The following is a 15,237-nucleotide window of genomic DNA, read 5'->3' as shown; positions in this document are numbered from 1 at the left end:
TCATTGACTCACGCCGCCCGCGGCACGGAGAATCAACATGGCAGCAGCAGAGAAAATTGATCGCTTCCTTCGCCTCGACGAGGTGCTTTACACCACAGGCCTGGGCCGCAATACAGTTTATAGGCGGATCAGGGAGGGCACATTCCCAAAACAGGTTAGAATAGGCCCCAATTCGGTCGCTTGGCGCCAGTCGGCAATCGCTGAATGGATGACCTCAACAGCGCCCAGCAACGACCAATCAGTACATTGATCAGTACACCATCAACTGACAATATTCCCAAAGCCACGCAACACAAGCCCTACAGGTCACACCGTGGAAATCTTCAAAGAGTTTACCTTCGAGTCCGCCCACCGCCTGCCCCACGTACCGGAAGGCCACAAATGCGGGCGCCTGCATGGGCATTCGTTCAAGGTGGCAATCCACCTGAGCGGCGACCTGGATCCCCATACCGGCTGGATTCGCGACTTCTCGGAGATCAAGGCGATTTTCAAGCCGCTCTATGAACGCCTCGACCACAACTACCTCAACGACATCCCAGGCCTGGAAAACCCGACCAGCGAAGTGCTGGCCAAGTGGATCTGGACTGAGCTGAAACCTCTGCTGCCGGAACTCAGCGCGATTCGCATCCATGAGACCTGCACCAGCGGTTGCATTTATCGCGGCGAGTAAGCCGCTGCGGTAAAAAAACCACCCTTGCGGTGGTTTTTTTATGGCCGCCTACCTTACAGTCGTGGCTCCCCACCAAAACGAGCACGCGTGGATGCGCCCTTCAATACGCCCCGCCACTGCCGGGCCGTCGCCCCTGATTTCGGGCGGCTGTTGATGGGCTTTGCGCAGCAACAGGCGATCGACGCGGGCTACGAAGCGATCCGCCTGTACACCCATGAAACCATGACCGAAAACATCACGCTGTACACCCGCCGCGGCTATGTCGAAACCCATCGCGCGCAAGAGCATGGCCTGCGCCGCGCGTACATGACCAAACGCCTCTAGGAGAAGCCCATGGAAACTATCTGGCTGGCCCAGGCCAAGCGCCTGCAGGCATTGGCGTCCACGGGGCTGCATTTTTGCACCGACGCCTTTGAGCGCGAACGCCTTGAGGAAATCGCCGAGATTGCCCATAGCATGCTGGCGCAACTGGCGGATGTGCCGCTGGAACGTATCACCGGGCTGGTGCCGGATTTCGCCAAGCGCTATTCGACGCCCATGATCGATGTGCGCGGCGCGGTGATCGAGGGCGAGCGCATTCTGCTGGTGCGTGAGCTGACCGATGGCGGTTGGGCGCTGCCGGGTGGCTACGCCGATATTGGTTTGTCGGCGGCGCAAAACATCGTCAAGGAGATTCGCGAGGAAGCCGGGCTGAACGTTACTGCGCGGGCGCTGTACAGCGTCACGCACAAGGCCAAGGGTTTGTACCGCCCGGATGTGCGGGACTTCTACAAGTTGTACTTCCTGTGTGAACGCGTGGATCAGCTAGCACCGATGGCCGGATTCGAAACCACAGACGTGGGCTTTTTTGCTTTGGATGAGCTGCCGCCCCTGTCCCGTGGGCGCACCATCGAAAGTGATCTGCAGGCTGCGTTTGCGTTTCATCGCGGCGAGACCACCCAGACGCTGTTCGACTGATCCAATTTGTATCACTGGCGCACCGCTTTCGTGCCCGACTGGGCACAAAGACCACCCCTTCCGGCCATTCACCCCTGTTTGGCTATAAATACTGTGCACAGTGCACAACGCCCACCGTGCGTGCGCCACTGCTGCTGATTTGGCACGCGCGGTGCAATAAGCCTGCGTCACTCATTCAGGGAGCAAGGCACATGACGCAGCAAGAACCGGGCAACGATTATCCCCTCAGCGAAGTGCCGATGCATGCGCGCAAAGGCTTGGCGTCCACCGCCATGGTGCTGCTGGGGTTTACGTTTTTTACCGCGACCATGTTTGCCGGCGGCAAGCTGGGCGTAGCGTTCAGTTTCACCGACATGCTCGGCGTCGTGGCCTTGGGTAACCTACTGCTGGGCATCTACGCCGCTGGCCTGGGTTACATCGCCTTCAAGAGTGGCTTGAATTCGGTGTTGATGGGCCGCTTCTGCTTTGGCGAAGTGGGCAGCAAGCTCAGTGACTTGATCCTCGGCTTCACCCAGATCGGCTGGTACGCCTGGGGCACCGCCACCGCCGCGGTGGTGCTGGGCAAGTACTTCGAGCTGAGCCAAGGCAGCGTGCTGGGGTTGATGGTGCTGTTCGGCATGGTGTTCTGCGCCACCGCGTATGTGGGGTATCGCGGGCTGGAGATCCTGTCCTACATCGCAGTGCCGGCCATGGGCATTTTACTGTTTGTGTCGATGTGGGTCGCCACCGTTAAAGTCGGCGGCCTGGATGGCCTGCTGGCGGTGGTGCCCACGGCTGAACTGGACTTGTCCACCGCGATCACCCTGGTGTTCGGCACCTTTGTCAGCGGCGCGACCCAGGCCACCAACTGGACGCGATTCTCCCGCTCGGCCAAGGTCGCGGTGCTGGCCAGCCTGATTGGATTTTTTGTCGGCAATGGCTTGATGGTGCTGATCGGGGCGTATGGCGCCATCGTCTATCAACAACCGGACGTGGTCGAAGTGTTGCTGGTGCAAGGCTTCGCCATGGCGGCAATGGCCATGTTGCTGCTCAATATCTGGAGCACCCAGGACAACACCATCTATAACTTCGCCGTCGCCGGCTGCAACCTGCTACGCACTAAACGCCGCAAGACCGTGACGCTCGCCGGTGCAGTGATCGGCACCCTGCTGGCGCTGCTCGGCATGTACGACATGCTGGTGCCCTACCTGATTCTGCTGGGCACGGTGATCCCGCCCATTGGCGGGGTGATCATGGCCGACTTCTTCTACCGCTATCGCGGCCAGTACCCGCGCCTGGCCGAGACACGCCTGCCCGCCTTCAATTGGCCTGGGCTGGTGGCCTATGCGGTGGGCACCGTGCTGGCGTTCCACTCGCCATGGGTAGCGCCGTTGGTGGGGATTGTGGCGGCGTCGCTGACCTACATAGTGCTGACATTAGTACTGCGCATACGTGCGCCGCTGGCTGACGCCCCGGTATGAGCCTGACGGTCGCGGATGTGCTGGCCTTGCCGGGCCTGGAATCGATGCGCCTGCGCGCCGGTGACACCGGCCGCGATAACACCGTGCGCTGGCCCTATGTCGCGGAAAACAGTGGGATCGCCGAATGGGTACTGGGTGGCGAACTGGTGTTCGTCACCGGTATCAACCACCCGCGCGATGAGGCCAACTTGCTGCGTTTGCTGGATGAGGCCTGTCAGCGCCAAGTCGCCGGGTTGGTGATTCTTACAGGGCCTGCCTATATCCAGGCGATTCCCCAACGCTTATTGGACGCCGCCGAAGCCGCCGGTATGCCGCTGATCGAGCAACCTTATTCGCTGAAAATGGTGCTGGTGACCCAGGCGATTGGCTCGGCGTTGATCCAGTCCGAGCAACTGGGCCGTTCGCGGCATGATGTGCTGGAGCGCTTGCTGGCCGGTGATTATCAATCCTTGGAGGTGTTGCTGCATCGCGCCGCGCAACTGGGCATGTCGCTGGCAGGGCATTGGCAGATCGTCCAGTTGCAACTGGAGGGTGGCGAGGCGTTATTTGCCCAAAACGACACGGCGCAGGTGGAGGCGCAGTTGGCGCGCCAGCACGACAGTATTGGCCGTCGGCTGCGGCAGTTTTCGGCGCAGCGTCATGCGCTGTTGCCGGTGCTGGGGCGGGCTGGGCAATGGACCTTGCTGCTGCCGGCCACCGATGCTGTTGCGGCGCTGGCCAACCGTGAGCAATTGGCCGCTTGGCTTAACCCCTTGAACCTGCGCCTGGCACCCTTGAAGCTGTTTATCGGCCTGAGCGCCGCTGCGCACCCTCCTGCGCGCCTAGCCCAGGCGCACGATGAAGCACGCCAGGCGCTGACGGCGGCGCGGCGTTTCAGCGACCGCAACGGGCTCTGTGTGTATGACGAACTGGGCGTGTTGAAACTGCTCAGCGGCGTGCGTGATCGCGCCCTGCTCGACCAGTTTCTTAACGAGCGCTTGGGGCCGTTGCTGCGTCACGACCTGCACCATGGCCCAAGCCTGATGCCGACCCTGGAAGCCTGGTTTCACGAGAATGGTAATCTAGTCGCCGCCGCCCAGCGCCTGGCCGTGCACCGCAACACCCTGACACACCGCGTCCAGCGCATCGAAGCCCTCTGTGGGCTGACGCTGGACAACTCATATGACCGCCTGGACATCGGCATCGCCCTGATGATCTGGCGGCTATCTGCCTGACTGTCTTTAGCCAAGAGGAACTTGCCCATGCATATCATCAACGCCCGCCTGCGCAACCGTGAAGGCCTGCATGATCTGCACCTGGAACACGGCCGGATCGCCAGCATCACCCCACAAACGCGGGTGCCTGCTTTAACGGCCGGCGACTTGGACGCCGCCGGCAACCTGGTCATACCGCCTTTTGTTGAGCCGCATATTCACCTCGACGCCACCCTGACCGCCGGCGAGCCGCGCTGGAACATGAGCGGCACGCTGTTCGAGGGCATCGAGTGCTGGGGCGAGCGTAAAGCCACCATCACTCAAGAGGACACCAAGACCCGCGCCAAGAAAACCATCCAGGCCCTGGCCGCCCACGGCATCCAACATGTGCGCACCCACGTCGACGTCACCGACCCCGACCTCACAGCGCTCAAAGCCATGCTCGAGGTGCGAGAAGAAAGCTCGCACCTGATCGACCTGCAAATCGTCGCGTTTCCCCAGGAAGGCATCGAGTCCTACCGCAATGGCCGCGAACTGATGGAAGAAGCCATCCGCCTGGGTGCCGACGTGGTAGGGGGCATTCCCCACTTTGAATACACCCGCGACCAAGGCGTGAGTTCGGTGAAGTTCCTCATGGACCTGGCCGAACGCACCGGCTGCCTGGTGGACGTGCACTGCGACGAAACCGATGACCCGCACTCGCGGTTTCTCGAAGTGCTCGCCGAAGAAGCCCGCAGCCGTGACATGGGCGCGCGCGTGACCGCCAGCCACACCACGGCCATGGGCTCTTACGACAATGCCTACTGCGCCAAACTGTTCCGCCTGTTGGGGCACTCGGGCATCAACTTCGTCTCCTGCCCCACCGAAAGCATCCACCTGCAAGGGCGTTTCGACAGTTTCCCGAAACGCCGCGGCGTGACCCGCGTCAACGAACTGCTCGAAGCCGGCATGAACGTGTGCTTCGGCCAGGACTCCATTGTCGATCCCTGGTACCCCCTCGGTAACGGCAACATTCTGCGTGTGCTGGAGGCCGGTTTGCACATCTGCCACATGCTCGGCTACCGCAACCTGCAAAGCGCCCTGGACCTGGTCACCGACAACAGCGCCAAAGCCATGGCCCTGGGTGAGCGTTATGGCCTGGAACCTGGGCGCCCGGCCAACCTGTTGATCTTGTCGGCCGACAGCGACTACGAGGTGATCCGCAGCCAAGGCCTGCCGCTGTACTCGATCCGCAATGGCAAGGTGCTGATGAAACGGCAACCGGCGCAGGTGGCGTTTTTATAGGCGCCGTTTCAGACAATCGAATCGAGGTCCAACGGTTGCGCACGCCCTGGGCCGTTATGAGTCGGTGAAGGAATACTGGCAACTTGCGCCAGCACACGGTTTTCGTGGTGGCTGAACCAGCGCTTCAGGCTGGGTTGCAAATAGTTGGAGGACGCGTGACTGCCGTATACGTCGCGCGCTTCCAGACGTCGCCAGCGTAGGGTTTCCAGGCGCTGGCGACTGGTGCGCAACCGATCGATTTCAGCATTCAACGCCTGGTTATGTTCGTGCCCATATCCGCGCTGGTTTGAAGGGCGGCGGCGATCAAGCTCGCGGTTTTTGTCGCGCAGTTGTTGAGTCATGGTTTCGAGCGCATGGTCCAGTAACTCGAACTCTCTTGGCGTGACCAAAGGCCCTTGCCTATCCACGGTTTGTTGCCAGCGACGAAATGTGGCCCAGGCTGCTGGAATATAGCTGGCGGTCATGGAGTGTTGGCTGGCCTGGAACAGTTGTTTCAGCAGGTTGGCGCGGTCGGGCATGTCGCCCTGCAGTTGCAGCGCCCGATTACAGCCGGCCTCCAGGATGGACTCACACGCGGGCCGCCATAACACCGAGGAGTGCGTGCCATCCGGAAGCGTGATCGGCATGAAGTGCTGTTGTTCACCATGATGCTGGTAAGGATTGCCAACGACGCGCACCAGCCCGGCGGCGAATAACAAGCCGCCCGACGCTGGGGCACTGAACAATATCACGGCCCCAGGAACCCAGAGTTTGGCGGTGGTGTTCATCCATGTGGCGGGAACACTGGGGACCGGGTCGTTGTGGTTGACGATGCGGTGGTGGACCAGGGATGAGGCGCCTTCGGTGAACTCGGTGTCGGCGCCGCGAGGCGCACCGTAGGTGTAGAGAAGAATGTTGTAGTGGGCGCTGGAGACTCGACGCAGCCCTTCTGCCAGTAGCAAGGCGATGGCGCCACCAAGGCTGTGCCCACAAATGATAATGCGTTGGCGGTCGTGAAATTTATCGAGGTATTGCAAGACAAATTCGCGCATCGCTCGATAGGCCAGATAGAAGCCTTCATGGGCTTTACCTACGCCATCGGCAAACGGCACTTGGTGAGCGTTTGCGTCTCGCAGTGCGTCAGCGCCACTGGCGGTGCCTCGCACAGCAATCAGGATGACTTCATCGTGGTGAGTAATAAATGCCTGCGTATCAGTGCCGAAATTTTTATCGTCGAAAAAGTGCACGAGAGCAGGATGCTCCTGTTTCGCTCCAAGCTGCGTACGGTTCTGCGAATACAACTCCGGATCGAAGGGCACAATTTCAAAGCGCTGTGAGTAGGCGACTTCCTCATAGAGCGGATAAAAGCGTTGAACCTGCTTACCGTCGACCTTCCAGGCTTCCTGATACCCCGAGAGTTTTTCCGCAAACAAATTCCCTATGCTTGGATCCCGCGGAAAGCTGACTTTATCCACTGGTCGGGTTGGAGGCTCCTGGCCAAATTCGCAGTAACTCAACGTAGACATGAGCGCCAGTTGATACAGGTTCAAGGCACAAAACCGATCCCCCCCGGACAGCATCGGGCGTAGCGCACGCAACGGTCGTACTTCCAGCACTGTGTGCAGGTTAGGGAACAGCACAACGCCTGACAAAGCCGGCTGAGGCGGACCGAACCCAAGCTCAGCCATCATTCTTAGCGCGTGCCGCTGAGGTGCGAAGATCCGGGGCGCCAACGGCGGCAAGTGGGCAACATGTCGGACCAAGTCGCGTACTTCAACCTGATAAAACCGATCCGCTTGCCGCTGTGCGGGGTTACCCTCAATGCGCTGACCATCAGCCGCAACAAAGCGGGTTTGTTCAGCGCGAATTTGGAGTTCGGTGATAGGTAATCTGTAACTCTGGCGCGTACTCAATTCAAAATACGGCTCCTCTTTCCCAGAATACAGCCCTTCCAAAGCAAGCACGACGGGACCGCAGTAAAACCCTTGCAGCTTGGCAAATCCCTCCCCCGTCAGCCTTCCGTTGTACTGCTGCCCTGTACTGTCGCAGATGCTGTACGCGAGCCCGCCGTACGCCTTCCCACAGCCCGTTTCATCAACCAGACAAAAGCTTGCCCAGTGCCCTTTCAACGCGCAAGCAGGCATCTTGCTACTAAAAAAAGGTTGCTTCCATGCTTCCTGTTTCATGAACCAGTTCCCTTGTTATTTACACGTGGGATAGACATCACAAGAGCGTCCATCCGGCATTATTATGGGTTTAAAGTCTGTTGTATCGCTGTCGCAAATGCCCCGCGTATCCTCATAACTTTCCCCCCGGCAGCGTTTCCAGCCGCCTGGTACAGCTATCCACCGTCGGTCAAAAGCCGGCGCCTCCTCGTCTGTAAATGCCAGCACCAGCCTGAGTGTCTTTCCGGGTAGCAACTCGCGCTGTACAAGCCCACCCGCCCGGACTTTTTGCCGCTGTCCCATTGCGTCCAATGCTTTGCATTCCAGCAGTTTCCTGATCGCATGCGACCGCCCCACCGTCCGAAAAAACCACATACATTGCCCAGGTAATTCCTGTACGCCCGAATCCGGCATCCCCGCCACATCCTCAGACTCAATAGGATCCATAAAGTAGATCCCCCCCAGATCCCCACCGACATCACTGCTGCGCTCGCCCCACTTCGCATAAAATTCGAAGATCACACGGTGTAGCGTCGTAGGGCACCCCTCAATGGTTTGAGTCAACGGCAGGTCATAACTCATCCTTCCAGCCACGGGTTTGTATTCAGCAATAATGATCTTGCGTTCAGGCCTGTTGCCTCGACGCTGTGGCAACTTGCACATTTGGTACCTGGCGGGTTCATAGTAAGCCGCGCCTACAAATCTGAATTGCGCCGGCAAGTCCACCTCCAGCGTAAAGTGATTCACCGGCCCCGACGGCACCAGTGCACACCCCGAAAGCCATCCCGTTACAAGCGCAATCAAGGCGCCACGCAGTCGCTTACTCATGCTTACTCCTCAACGTGCGCCACTGCTGCGACACTCGCTCAAAATGATCGCCAGGCGCCTCCTCTTGCAGCGGCTGCCACTGGATCACACTGCTTCGCGTCGCCTCCTCCAACCTCCGAACCACCAGGAATTCAAGTTGCTGCGGCCCACGCCATTGCCAGCCGCGTGCTTGTTCCAGCACCTGGGCCAGCCAGATTCTGGGCTCCTGAAATTCGACCAAGGCGGCCAAGCCCTCGCCGTGCTCGGTCAGCAGGTAGCGCAGGATATTGGCGTGCAGGATGGCGTCGGCCAGGGGGTTGGGCGTGTTCAGCCAGGGCGCGGGCACAGGCGTCGGATACTCACCGGGGGCAGGGTTTTCGCCCTCGCACCAGTGGCCCTCATGCCAGTAGTACACGTTGATCAGTGGCCCGAGAAACACCGGCCAACGTTCGATCGGCAGGTGGGCTAAAGCGCGGGCCACGGTACGGTTATCGTGAAAGCGATACAGCGCCTGGCTGCCTGCGGGCCCTACCAACATTCGCTCGCGCCAGTGTCGAGCCACTCCGGCCAGGTCATCATCGGGCAGGCTGCCCAGCCAGCCCCAATTCGCCTGCGGGTGTTGTAGCAATTGAACCAGCGCGGGCTCCCCTACCTGCTCCAGCAGCAGGATCACCGGGCCAAGAGTTGCCAGCTCGGCCACGGCCGTTTCACCGTAGAGAAAGCAGTACTGCGAAACATTACGAGCCGCCAACAACGGCTCGCGGGCGTCATTGTTTCCCTCAAGGATCAAACAAAGGCGGCGCCCCGCCTGTTGCTGTCGGGCCATCCACAGGCTGGGCATGCGCTCCATCATGCAGCCATCCTTGGGATGTCGCACCGACCTTCACGGCATTGCTCACACACTGGGCAGTAGTCGGCACCTAACTGCCGGGCCGTATCCATGATGGCGCCCTGCGCCGCTGTAAACTTCGGGCCACCCGCTGCAGAAAACGGGTTCGCCGACACGCTTGCAGGCGGGGCGCCGCCGACAGTGATGGGCCGACTGCTGAACACCCCACCCGCCTGGATCATCAGGTGCTCTCCCCCGGCCTGCAAACTCAATTGTGCGCCTGCATCGATGACCAGGCTGGCACCGGCCTTGAGATAAACCTGTTGCCCGGCTTCGATGACCAGCGTGCGCCCCACACGGGTCTCACTGTTACCTTGCACATCCAGGCGATCATTCGCTTGGAGCACCACGTTGCGATTACCCGTGGTGTGATGGTGCTCTTCGCTTTCCAGGCGAACCGTGCTTGCCCCACGAATGATTTCACGGCGCTCTCCGGCCACTTCCAGGCGGCTGTCATGCCCCACCTGCTGCTCCAGGTCCCGTTGGGCGCGCAGGTAGATAAGCTCCTCGCCGCGACGGTCTTCAAGGTGCAGCTCGTTGGCCCCGCCGCCGCCCAGGGCGCTGCAGCTGCGCAACACGCTGCGCGTCTTGTGTTGTGGCAAAGGATAAGCTGGCATGTGCAACGCATTGGACAGGCAGCCGTTGATCAAGGGCTGGTCGGGGTCGCCGTCCAGAAAGGTCACCAGCACCTCCATGCCCACCCGAGGGATCAGCATCGCGCCGAAGCCATCGCCTGCCCAGCCGGAAGCCACTCGGACCCAGCAACTGCTTTTATCGTCGGTTTTGTCCAGCCGGTCCCAGTGAAAACGGACCTTCACCCGACCGTAGGCATCGCAATGCACCTCCTCGCCTTCCGGCCCGGTCACCGTGGCCGTCTGGCTGCCGCTGATCGTCGGTTTGGGATGTTTGAGGGGCGGTCGATGCGTTGCACGCCATGGCGTAGCGGTGAATCGATTGCGATAGCCTTGGAATACGTCAGCCTCAAGCACGGCCTCCTCCAGCACTTGCGGTTGATACCCCTCATGACGCACCGACGTGATCAACCACAGGTCGTTGCAGGCAGGGTCCGGGTGATCACGCAGCTCTAGAAAGTAGCCGCTGCTTAACGCCGGTTGATCACTTTTACCCAATGCACGATGGCGATCGCTCAGATGGCGTTCCAACCCCCGACGTGCCAGTTGCTTGCCACGTGCGTGGCCGGTAAAACCGGCGGGGCAACGGTAATCTTCAAGGGTTTGCAACGCTGCAGCACTGGCCTTTTGTTGCAGGCGCAACGACGGATGTTCGAAGTCATGATCGCGGCGCACCGTTTGGCGGCTGCGGGTTTCCAGGCGCACGTCGAAACGCCGGATCGCTCTTGTTTCAGCCGCCAGGTCGCCCACCGCGCAGTATTGCTGCACAGGCAAGCGTCGAAACACCGTTTGATCATCACCAAACACCAGCAAATGATTATTCGGGCTGTGGCGAAAGTGGTAGTGAATGCCCTCCTCTTCGCACAGCCGTTGGATAAAGTGCAGGTCGCTTTCCGCGTATTGCACACAGAACGTGCGCGGTGGATAGACCACAGGGCCAAGTTCGAAGGCATAGGCGTCGGCAAAGATGCCATGGTGTTCGAGTACCGCGACGATGATCTGCGGCACGCTGCGTTGCTGGAAGATCCGCTGGTCACGCCGATGGGCAAGGCACGCCAGGCGGGGTGCCAGGGTGAGGTGATAGCGGGTCAGCCGGGCGCCGGGGTCATCCCGGCCAATGGCGTAGACCTGCCCATGCAGGCCCGCATCCGCTTCGCCAACGTCTAGATAGGCAGGCTGGTGGAGCAGCGCCTCCAGGTCCAGGGAAGGGTTTTCGCTGACTAATTGCAACTCAATGAAATAAGGCTGGTCCAGGGACTCGCTGCCTTTGAAGGCCAACACCTGAAAGTCGTTGTTCACTTGTGGAAGTATCAATTTAAAACGTGAAAAAACAAACGCATCAACCATCCGCAAGTTACCCATCATCAATGATTTGATTGAAAGGCTTTCTCCCATCGGATACCGATTTAACTGCTGGAAAAAAGCACCTGAACGCCCTAAAGCTTAGCGATTACAGGCGAATTGCGGCGCCGAAAAAAACAAAAAAGAAGTTTCGTACGACTTGGGAGGAAGTGTCTTTTACAAAACAAGACAAACGATCAATTAAACACATTTCCACAACAAGAAACTTCCCACATCAACTTTACAAACTTAACTAGTTGATAAGGAAACAGCCGACACTTATTCAAGATATCAGCCGCACACCAACATTCAGGTTTGCCGCTGTGCAGTCCCGAACAAACTGACGCTCAGCAATATTTCAGCCTGACCCTGCAACCGTACCGGCGCAGTGCCACCTGGCATGACCACGGCCACTTCTCCAGCCTCAACCCAACCGGCCCGCCATGCCGCGCATGCCACAGCAATGGCACTGGTCCCGGAGGACGCAGTTGGCCCCTCGCCCCGCTCAAACACTCGCGCAATCACCCGATTGCCCGAAGACCTTGCGGCCCATTGCAGGTTGACGCCAGCCACACAGGGTTGGCCGCGCCCCACCGGTGGCGCAAAGGCAATCGCCTGCAAAGGGTCAAACAATGCGCTCTGATGCATCGACTGATTGTCAGGTAATGCCCCTGCGTGCTCCGCGAGCGTCACGCAGTGGGGGTTGCCGACACGGACAAACTGGCTGTGCGCCCATTGCGGGTTGATCGCAGCCAGCGCAGCGACATGGCTGAATTCTCGATGCCCCATAGTGATCGGCTCAATACCGCAAGCCGCCACTGCAGATGGCCCGAACGCCGGCTGCCCCAGGGCCAGCCAGAAGCCCGCAACCTGTTCGTTGACCGCAGGTTCCACATGGGTCGCAAGCGGTGACGCCGTGTGCACGTTGTCGTGATGGACGCGCAATTCACAGCCCTGAGTCATCAAGCCTTGATCGGTCAGCGCCTGGGCAAAAATGGTCAAGCCGTTGCCGCTGCGTTCGGCGAGTGAGCCATCCGTATTGACGATCAGCACGTCAAACGGCGGCGCGGCCTGGAATGGCCCGACCAACAAACCATCGCAGCGGTGTGCCTTGGCATCGGCCGCATGGGGCAAGGCGCCCCACCCACATTCAGCGGCGATAGCCGACGGTGTCCAAGCCTTGCGAGTACTCGCGGCCAGGCCCGCGTGCTCGGGCACGTCAACGCCTTGGTTACGCAGATACGCCGGGCTGACCACGCCGTAGATATTGCCCCGCGCGTCGTAGAACAGGGTCATTTTGCCACCCGTTTCAAAACCTTCATCGGCTCGCCTATCCAATTGCCTACACACTGGAGCGGCAGCGTATTACAGAACCGCCAACCTGTGGGAGGTGGCCTGGAAGGTGGTAATCCAGTGCAAGAACCCCGGGGTTCAGCAATTCTCACCAGGATTACGCACCTTCCAGGCCACATCCCGCACGTTCGATACGCTTATGTGTGGCGACTTCGTGCAGAGCGTTCCGAGTTTGTAAAAATAAAAGTCGTTATCCCAAGCGCAATCCGCAATCCGCAGGGAACCTGGCTCGCTCGACAAGGCCTGATGTGCAAGGATGTCGCGCCGGACATCGTTCGTTGAACGCAAAACCAAGGATTTTTCATGACTGCCATCCCCACCCCAGCGCCCGTGGTTCCCGGGCGGCTGGAGCAAATGTCGACCCGTATCGCTTTTTTCATCGCCGGCTTCGGTATCGCCGCTTGGGCACCGCTAGTGCCGTACGCCAAAGCGCGCGCGCAACTCAATGAGGGCACGCTTGGCCTGTTGCTGTTGTGCCTGGGGGTGGGGTCGATCATCGCGATGCCAGTGGCGGGTGCCTTGGCATCACGCTTTGGCTGCCGACGTGTGCTGACTGCCGGTACGATCATGATCTGCCTGGCATTGCCGATGCTCGCCACGGTCAGTTCGATCCCGCTGCTGATGGCAGGCTTGTTTCTGTTTGGCGCAGGCCTAGGCACCGTGGATTCGACGGTCAACCTGCAAGCGGTGATTGTGGAGCGTGCCAGCGGCAAAACCATGATGTCGGGCTTCCACGGTTTGTTCAGCCTGGGCGGCATCGTCGGCGCGGCAGGTGTTTCCGGGCTGCTGGGGTTGGGCCTGTCGCCGTTGCAGGCGACCCTGGTGGTGATTGTCATCATGGCGGCCGCGCTGCTCAAGGCCGGGCCACACCTGTTGCCCTACGGCAGTGAAAGCTCGGGCCCGGCATTTGCCGTGCCTCACGGCGTGGTGCTGTTTATCGGCTGCCTGTGCTTCATCGTGTTTCTGGCCGAAGGCGCCGTGCTGGATTGGAGCGCAGTGTTCCTCAGCGCCGAGCGGGGTCTCGATGAGGCTTACGCCGGGCTTGGCTACGCGGCCTTTGCCTTGACCATGACCGCAGGCCGCCTGACCGGTGATGCGATTGTTCGACGCCTGGGCGCCACCCGGGTGATTGTGATTGGCGGCGCGCTGGCCACCGCCGGCATGTTACTCGCCACACTCTTCCCCGCTTGGGAAACCGCGCTACTGGGGTATGCCTTGGTAGGCGCCGGTTGTTCGAATATCGTGCCGGTGCTGTACACCGCGGTAGGTAAGCAAACAGTTATGCCGGAGCATATTGCGGTGCCGGCCATCACCACCCTGGGTTATGCCGGTATTCTCGCAGGCCCTGCGGTGATCGGCTTTATCGCCCACGGCAGCAGTTTGAGCACCGCCTTTGTACTGATTGCGATGTTGCTGGCTGGTGTGGCCATCAGCGGTAAAATTCTCAAAGTGTAAACCGCTGCTGCTCAAGGCCAGGCGTTACCTGGCCTTGTGCACCTCATGCTGTTCCAGCCAGCGCTCCAGGCTTCGATTGCAAAGCCATCCCTCATGCTTGGGGCGACCTAACAAGCGCATGTTGTTGGCGCGCTCTAACGAACGCAATAAACCTGGGCGTTCAATGATGTTTTTTGCCGTGTACACACAGTGTTCGCTGTACTTTTTCTTGGGTAGCCCAGTGGACGGTTCCAAAATGGGCATGCCATTTGAGTCAGTGTCGTCGGGGTCATTCATCACGGTTCTGAGCAGTGCAATATGCACGTACTCAAAGGTTTCAAAAAAAACCGTGCGGTCCTTGGGCTTATCCCTCAATTGCTTGAAGTAGCCTTGCAGGGCCTGAACCACGTCGGCATTGCCCAGGCCATGGAAAGGATCCTGGCTGAAGGCGCCGGGGGAGCTGTTACCGAGCAAGGCTGATGCGGCTGCGCCCAGGCTGTCGCGGGTGATGTACCCGTCGCCATCAATGATCGAATCGTTCAGTAGCGGGCGACTGATAATTTCCCTGGCCACCAGAATGATGCTGTCGCGCACGTTAATCGCCCCCCAGCGGTTGAGCCGCAATCTTGCGCAGGGATGACAGCGTCAGGCGGCCGTCCTGTAAAAAGTCGTGCAATTCGCCAAAGTGTTTCTGAAACTCGCTCGCTAGTTGGCTATCGGTAAAGCTCGGGCCCGGCGGGGTTGTGTTCGCACGAACAGTCGGCGCGTTCTGCAATGCCTGGCGGCGCGGCGAAAGCGAGGTTCCGCGCCACAGGCCGGGGCGCGGCCGCGCTACCTCCGGCGGGGCGAAATGATCATCGCCAGGCGGCTGAACACTGGGTGGTGACGAAGCCCGACCAGCCTCTGGCACGCCCATGGCCGTTGGCTGTACGTGCGGTATTGCACTCTCAATTTTCATGTTTCATCTCCCACCTTTTCCGGATCTACGCTTGCCTGAAGGCCACCATCGAGGCACCCAAATTCTTCGAATCCATTCCAGGGCGGCTAGCAACCGATATGTGGTGAGTTGAATG

Annotated in this window: 14 protein-coding genes and 1 pseudogene; 8 read left to right on the top strand and 7 right to left on the bottom strand. The window is 59.9% G+C overall.

Annotated elements, in window-relative coordinates; all coding sequences use genetic code 11:
- Positions 1 to 37 precede the first annotated feature (37 nt).
- The 7 genes and pseudogenes from ACI77I_RS22670 (at position 38) to codA (ending at position 5,564) form a co-directional block, all read left to right on the top strand.
- Entirely contained in the window at positions 38 to 250 is a 213-nt protein-coding gene (locus ACI77I_RS22670) for an AlpA family transcriptional regulator (protein WP_094951227.1), read from the top strand.
- Between the two features lie 63 nt (positions 251 to 313).
- Positions 314 to 670, top strand: a complete 357-nt coding sequence (queD, locus tag ACI77I_RS22665; protein ID WP_003237990.1) for a 6-carboxytetrahydropterin synthase QueD — start codon at positions 314 to 316, stop codon at positions 668 to 670.
- 138 nt (positions 671 to 808) lie between these two features.
- Positions 809 to 994, top strand: a pseudogene (locus ACI77I_RS22660) (GNAT family N-acetyltransferase); the annotation flags it as partial.
- Positions 995 to 1,003: 9 nt separating this feature from the next.
- The gene (locus ACI77I_RS22655) at positions 1,004 to 1,627 is read left to right on the top strand and encodes an NUDIX hydrolase (RefSeq protein WP_406998484.1); all 624 of its coding nucleotides are present in this window, start codon (positions 1,004 to 1,006) and stop codon (positions 1,625 to 1,627) included.
- Between the two features lie 191 nt (positions 1,628 to 1,818).
- Positions 1,819 to 3,087, top strand: coding sequence for a cytosine permease (gene codB, locus ACI77I_RS22650; protein ID WP_406998483.1), 1,269 nt, complete (start codon positions 1,819 to 1,821; stop codon positions 3,085 to 3,087).
- Positions 3,084 to 4,301 carry a PucR family transcriptional regulator gene (locus ACI77I_RS22645; protein ID WP_406998482.1) on the top strand — a complete coding sequence of 406 codons (1,218 nt, stop codon included), beginning with the start codon at positions 3,084 to 3,086 and terminating at the stop codon, positions 4,299 to 4,301. Before codB ends, ACI77I_RS22645 begins: the two co-directional genes overlap by 4 nt.
- 27 nt (positions 4,302 to 4,328) lie before the next feature.
- Positions 4,329 to 5,564, top strand: a complete 1,236-nt coding sequence (codA, locus tag ACI77I_RS22640) for a cytosine deaminase (RefSeq protein ID WP_406998481.1) — start codon at positions 4,329 to 4,331, stop codon at positions 5,562 to 5,564.
- 8 nt (positions 5,565 to 5,572) lie between these two features.
- Here the strand turns inward: codA and ACI77I_RS22635 are convergent, their stop codons facing one another.
- The 5 genes from ACI77I_RS22635 to ACI77I_RS22615 form a co-directional block, all read right to left on the bottom strand.
- Entirely contained in the window at positions 5,573 to 7,729 is a 2,157-nt protein-coding gene (locus ACI77I_RS22635) for a lipase family protein (RefSeq protein WP_406998480.1), read from the bottom strand.
- A 15-nt stretch (positions 7,730 to 7,744) separates the two neighbouring features.
- Positions 7,745 to 8,536, bottom strand: coding sequence for a hypothetical protein (locus tag ACI77I_RS22630; protein WP_094951221.1), 792 nt, complete (start codon positions 8,534 to 8,536; stop codon positions 7,745 to 7,747).
- Entirely contained in the window at positions 8,529 to 9,365 is an 837-nt protein-coding gene (locus ACI77I_RS22625) for a DUF4123 domain-containing protein (protein WP_406998486.1), read from the bottom strand. The genes ACI77I_RS22630 and ACI77I_RS22625 overlap by 8 nt, the downstream gene beginning before the upstream one ends.
- The gene (tssI, locus tag ACI77I_RS22620) at positions 9,365 to 11,383 is read right to left on the bottom strand and encodes a type VI secretion system tip protein TssI/VgrG (RefSeq protein ID WP_406998479.1); all 2,019 of its coding nucleotides are present in this window, start codon (positions 11,381 to 11,383) and stop codon (positions 9,365 to 9,367) included. The genes ACI77I_RS22625 and tssI overlap by 1 nt, the downstream gene beginning before the upstream one ends.
- A gap of 303 nt (positions 11,384 to 11,686) precedes the next feature.
- Complete coding sequence (locus ACI77I_RS22615) at positions 11,687 to 12,673, bottom strand: diaminopimelate epimerase (protein WP_406998478.1); 987 nt, start codon at positions 12,671 to 12,673, stop codon at positions 11,687 to 11,689.
- Between the two features lie 360 nt (positions 12,674 to 13,033).
- On the opposite strand from ACI77I_RS22615, the gene ACI77I_RS22610 reads away from it, so the two are divergent.
- Positions 13,034 to 14,185 (top strand): MFS transporter, encoded by a 1,152-nt coding sequence (locus tag ACI77I_RS22610; protein WP_094951220.1) that lies wholly within the window; start codon positions 13,034 to 13,036, stop codon positions 14,183 to 14,185.
- Between the two features lie 24 nt (positions 14,186 to 14,209).
- Here ACI77I_RS22610 and ACI77I_RS22605 read toward each other — a convergent pair whose 3' ends face one another.
- Positions 14,210 to 14,758: a type III secretion effector protein gene (locus ACI77I_RS22605; protein WP_406998477.1), complete on the bottom strand. Its 549-nt coding sequence runs from the start codon at positions 14,756 to 14,758 to the stop codon at positions 14,210 to 14,212.
- Position 14,759: 1 nt separating this feature from the next.
- A complete protein-coding gene (locus ACI77I_RS22600) occupies positions 14,760 to 15,122 on the bottom strand; it encodes a hypothetical protein (protein ID WP_141240554.1) in 363 nt (120 codons plus the stop codon).
- Positions 15,123 to 15,237: the final 115 nt, after the last annotated feature.

This window comes from Pseudomonas sp. D47 (assembly GCF_045447305.1).
GTDB lineage: Bacteria > Pseudomonadota > Gammaproteobacteria > Pseudomonadales > Pseudomonadaceae > Aquipseudomonas.
The sequence above is the reverse complement of the archived record's forward strand: the minus strand, read 5'-3'. Positions and strand labels throughout refer to the sequence as shown.

Coding starts and splice junctions, on each gene's coding strand:
- ACI77I_RS22670 (WP_094951227.1), top strand. CDS start 38: ATGGCAGCAGCAGAGAAAATTGATCGCTTCCTTCGCCTCGACGAGGTG.
- ACI77I_RS22655 (WP_406998484.1), top strand. CDS start 1,004: ATGGAAACTATCTGGCTGGCCCAGGCCAAGCGCCTGCAGGCATTGGCG.
- codB (WP_406998483.1), top strand. CDS start 1,819: ATGACGCAGCAAGAACCGGGCAACGATTATCCCCTCAGCGAAGTGCCG.
- ACI77I_RS22645 (WP_406998482.1), top strand. CDS start 3,084: ATGAGCCTGACGGTCGCGGATGTGCTGGCCTTGCCGGGCCTGGAATCG.
- codA (WP_406998481.1), top strand. CDS start 4,329: ATGCATATCATCAACGCCCGCCTGCGCAACCGTGAAGGCCTGCATGAT.
- ACI77I_RS22635 (WP_406998480.1), bottom strand. CDS start 7,729: ATGAAACAGGAAGCATGGAAGCAACCTTTTTTTAGTAGCAAGATGCCT.
- ACI77I_RS22630 (WP_094951221.1), bottom strand. CDS start 8,536: ATGAGTAAGCGACTGCGTGGCGCCTTGATTGCGCTTGTAACGGGATGG.
- ACI77I_RS22625 (WP_406998486.1), bottom strand. CDS start 9,365: ATGGAGCGCATGCCCAGCCTGTGGATGGCCCGACAGCAACAGGCGGGG.
- tssI (WP_406998479.1), bottom strand. CDS start 11,383: ATGGTTGATGCGTTTGTTTTTTCACGTTTTAAATTGATACTTCCACAA.
- ACI77I_RS22615 (WP_406998478.1), bottom strand. CDS start 12,673: ATGACCCTGTTCTACGACGCGCGGGGCAATATCTACGGCGTGGTCAGC.
- ACI77I_RS22610 (WP_094951220.1), top strand. CDS start 13,034: ATGACTGCCATCCCCACCCCAGCGCCCGTGGTTCCCGGGCGGCTGGAG.
- ACI77I_RS22600 (WP_141240554.1), bottom strand. CDS start 15,122: ATGAAAATTGAGAGTGCAATACCGCACGTACAGCCAACGGCCATGGGC.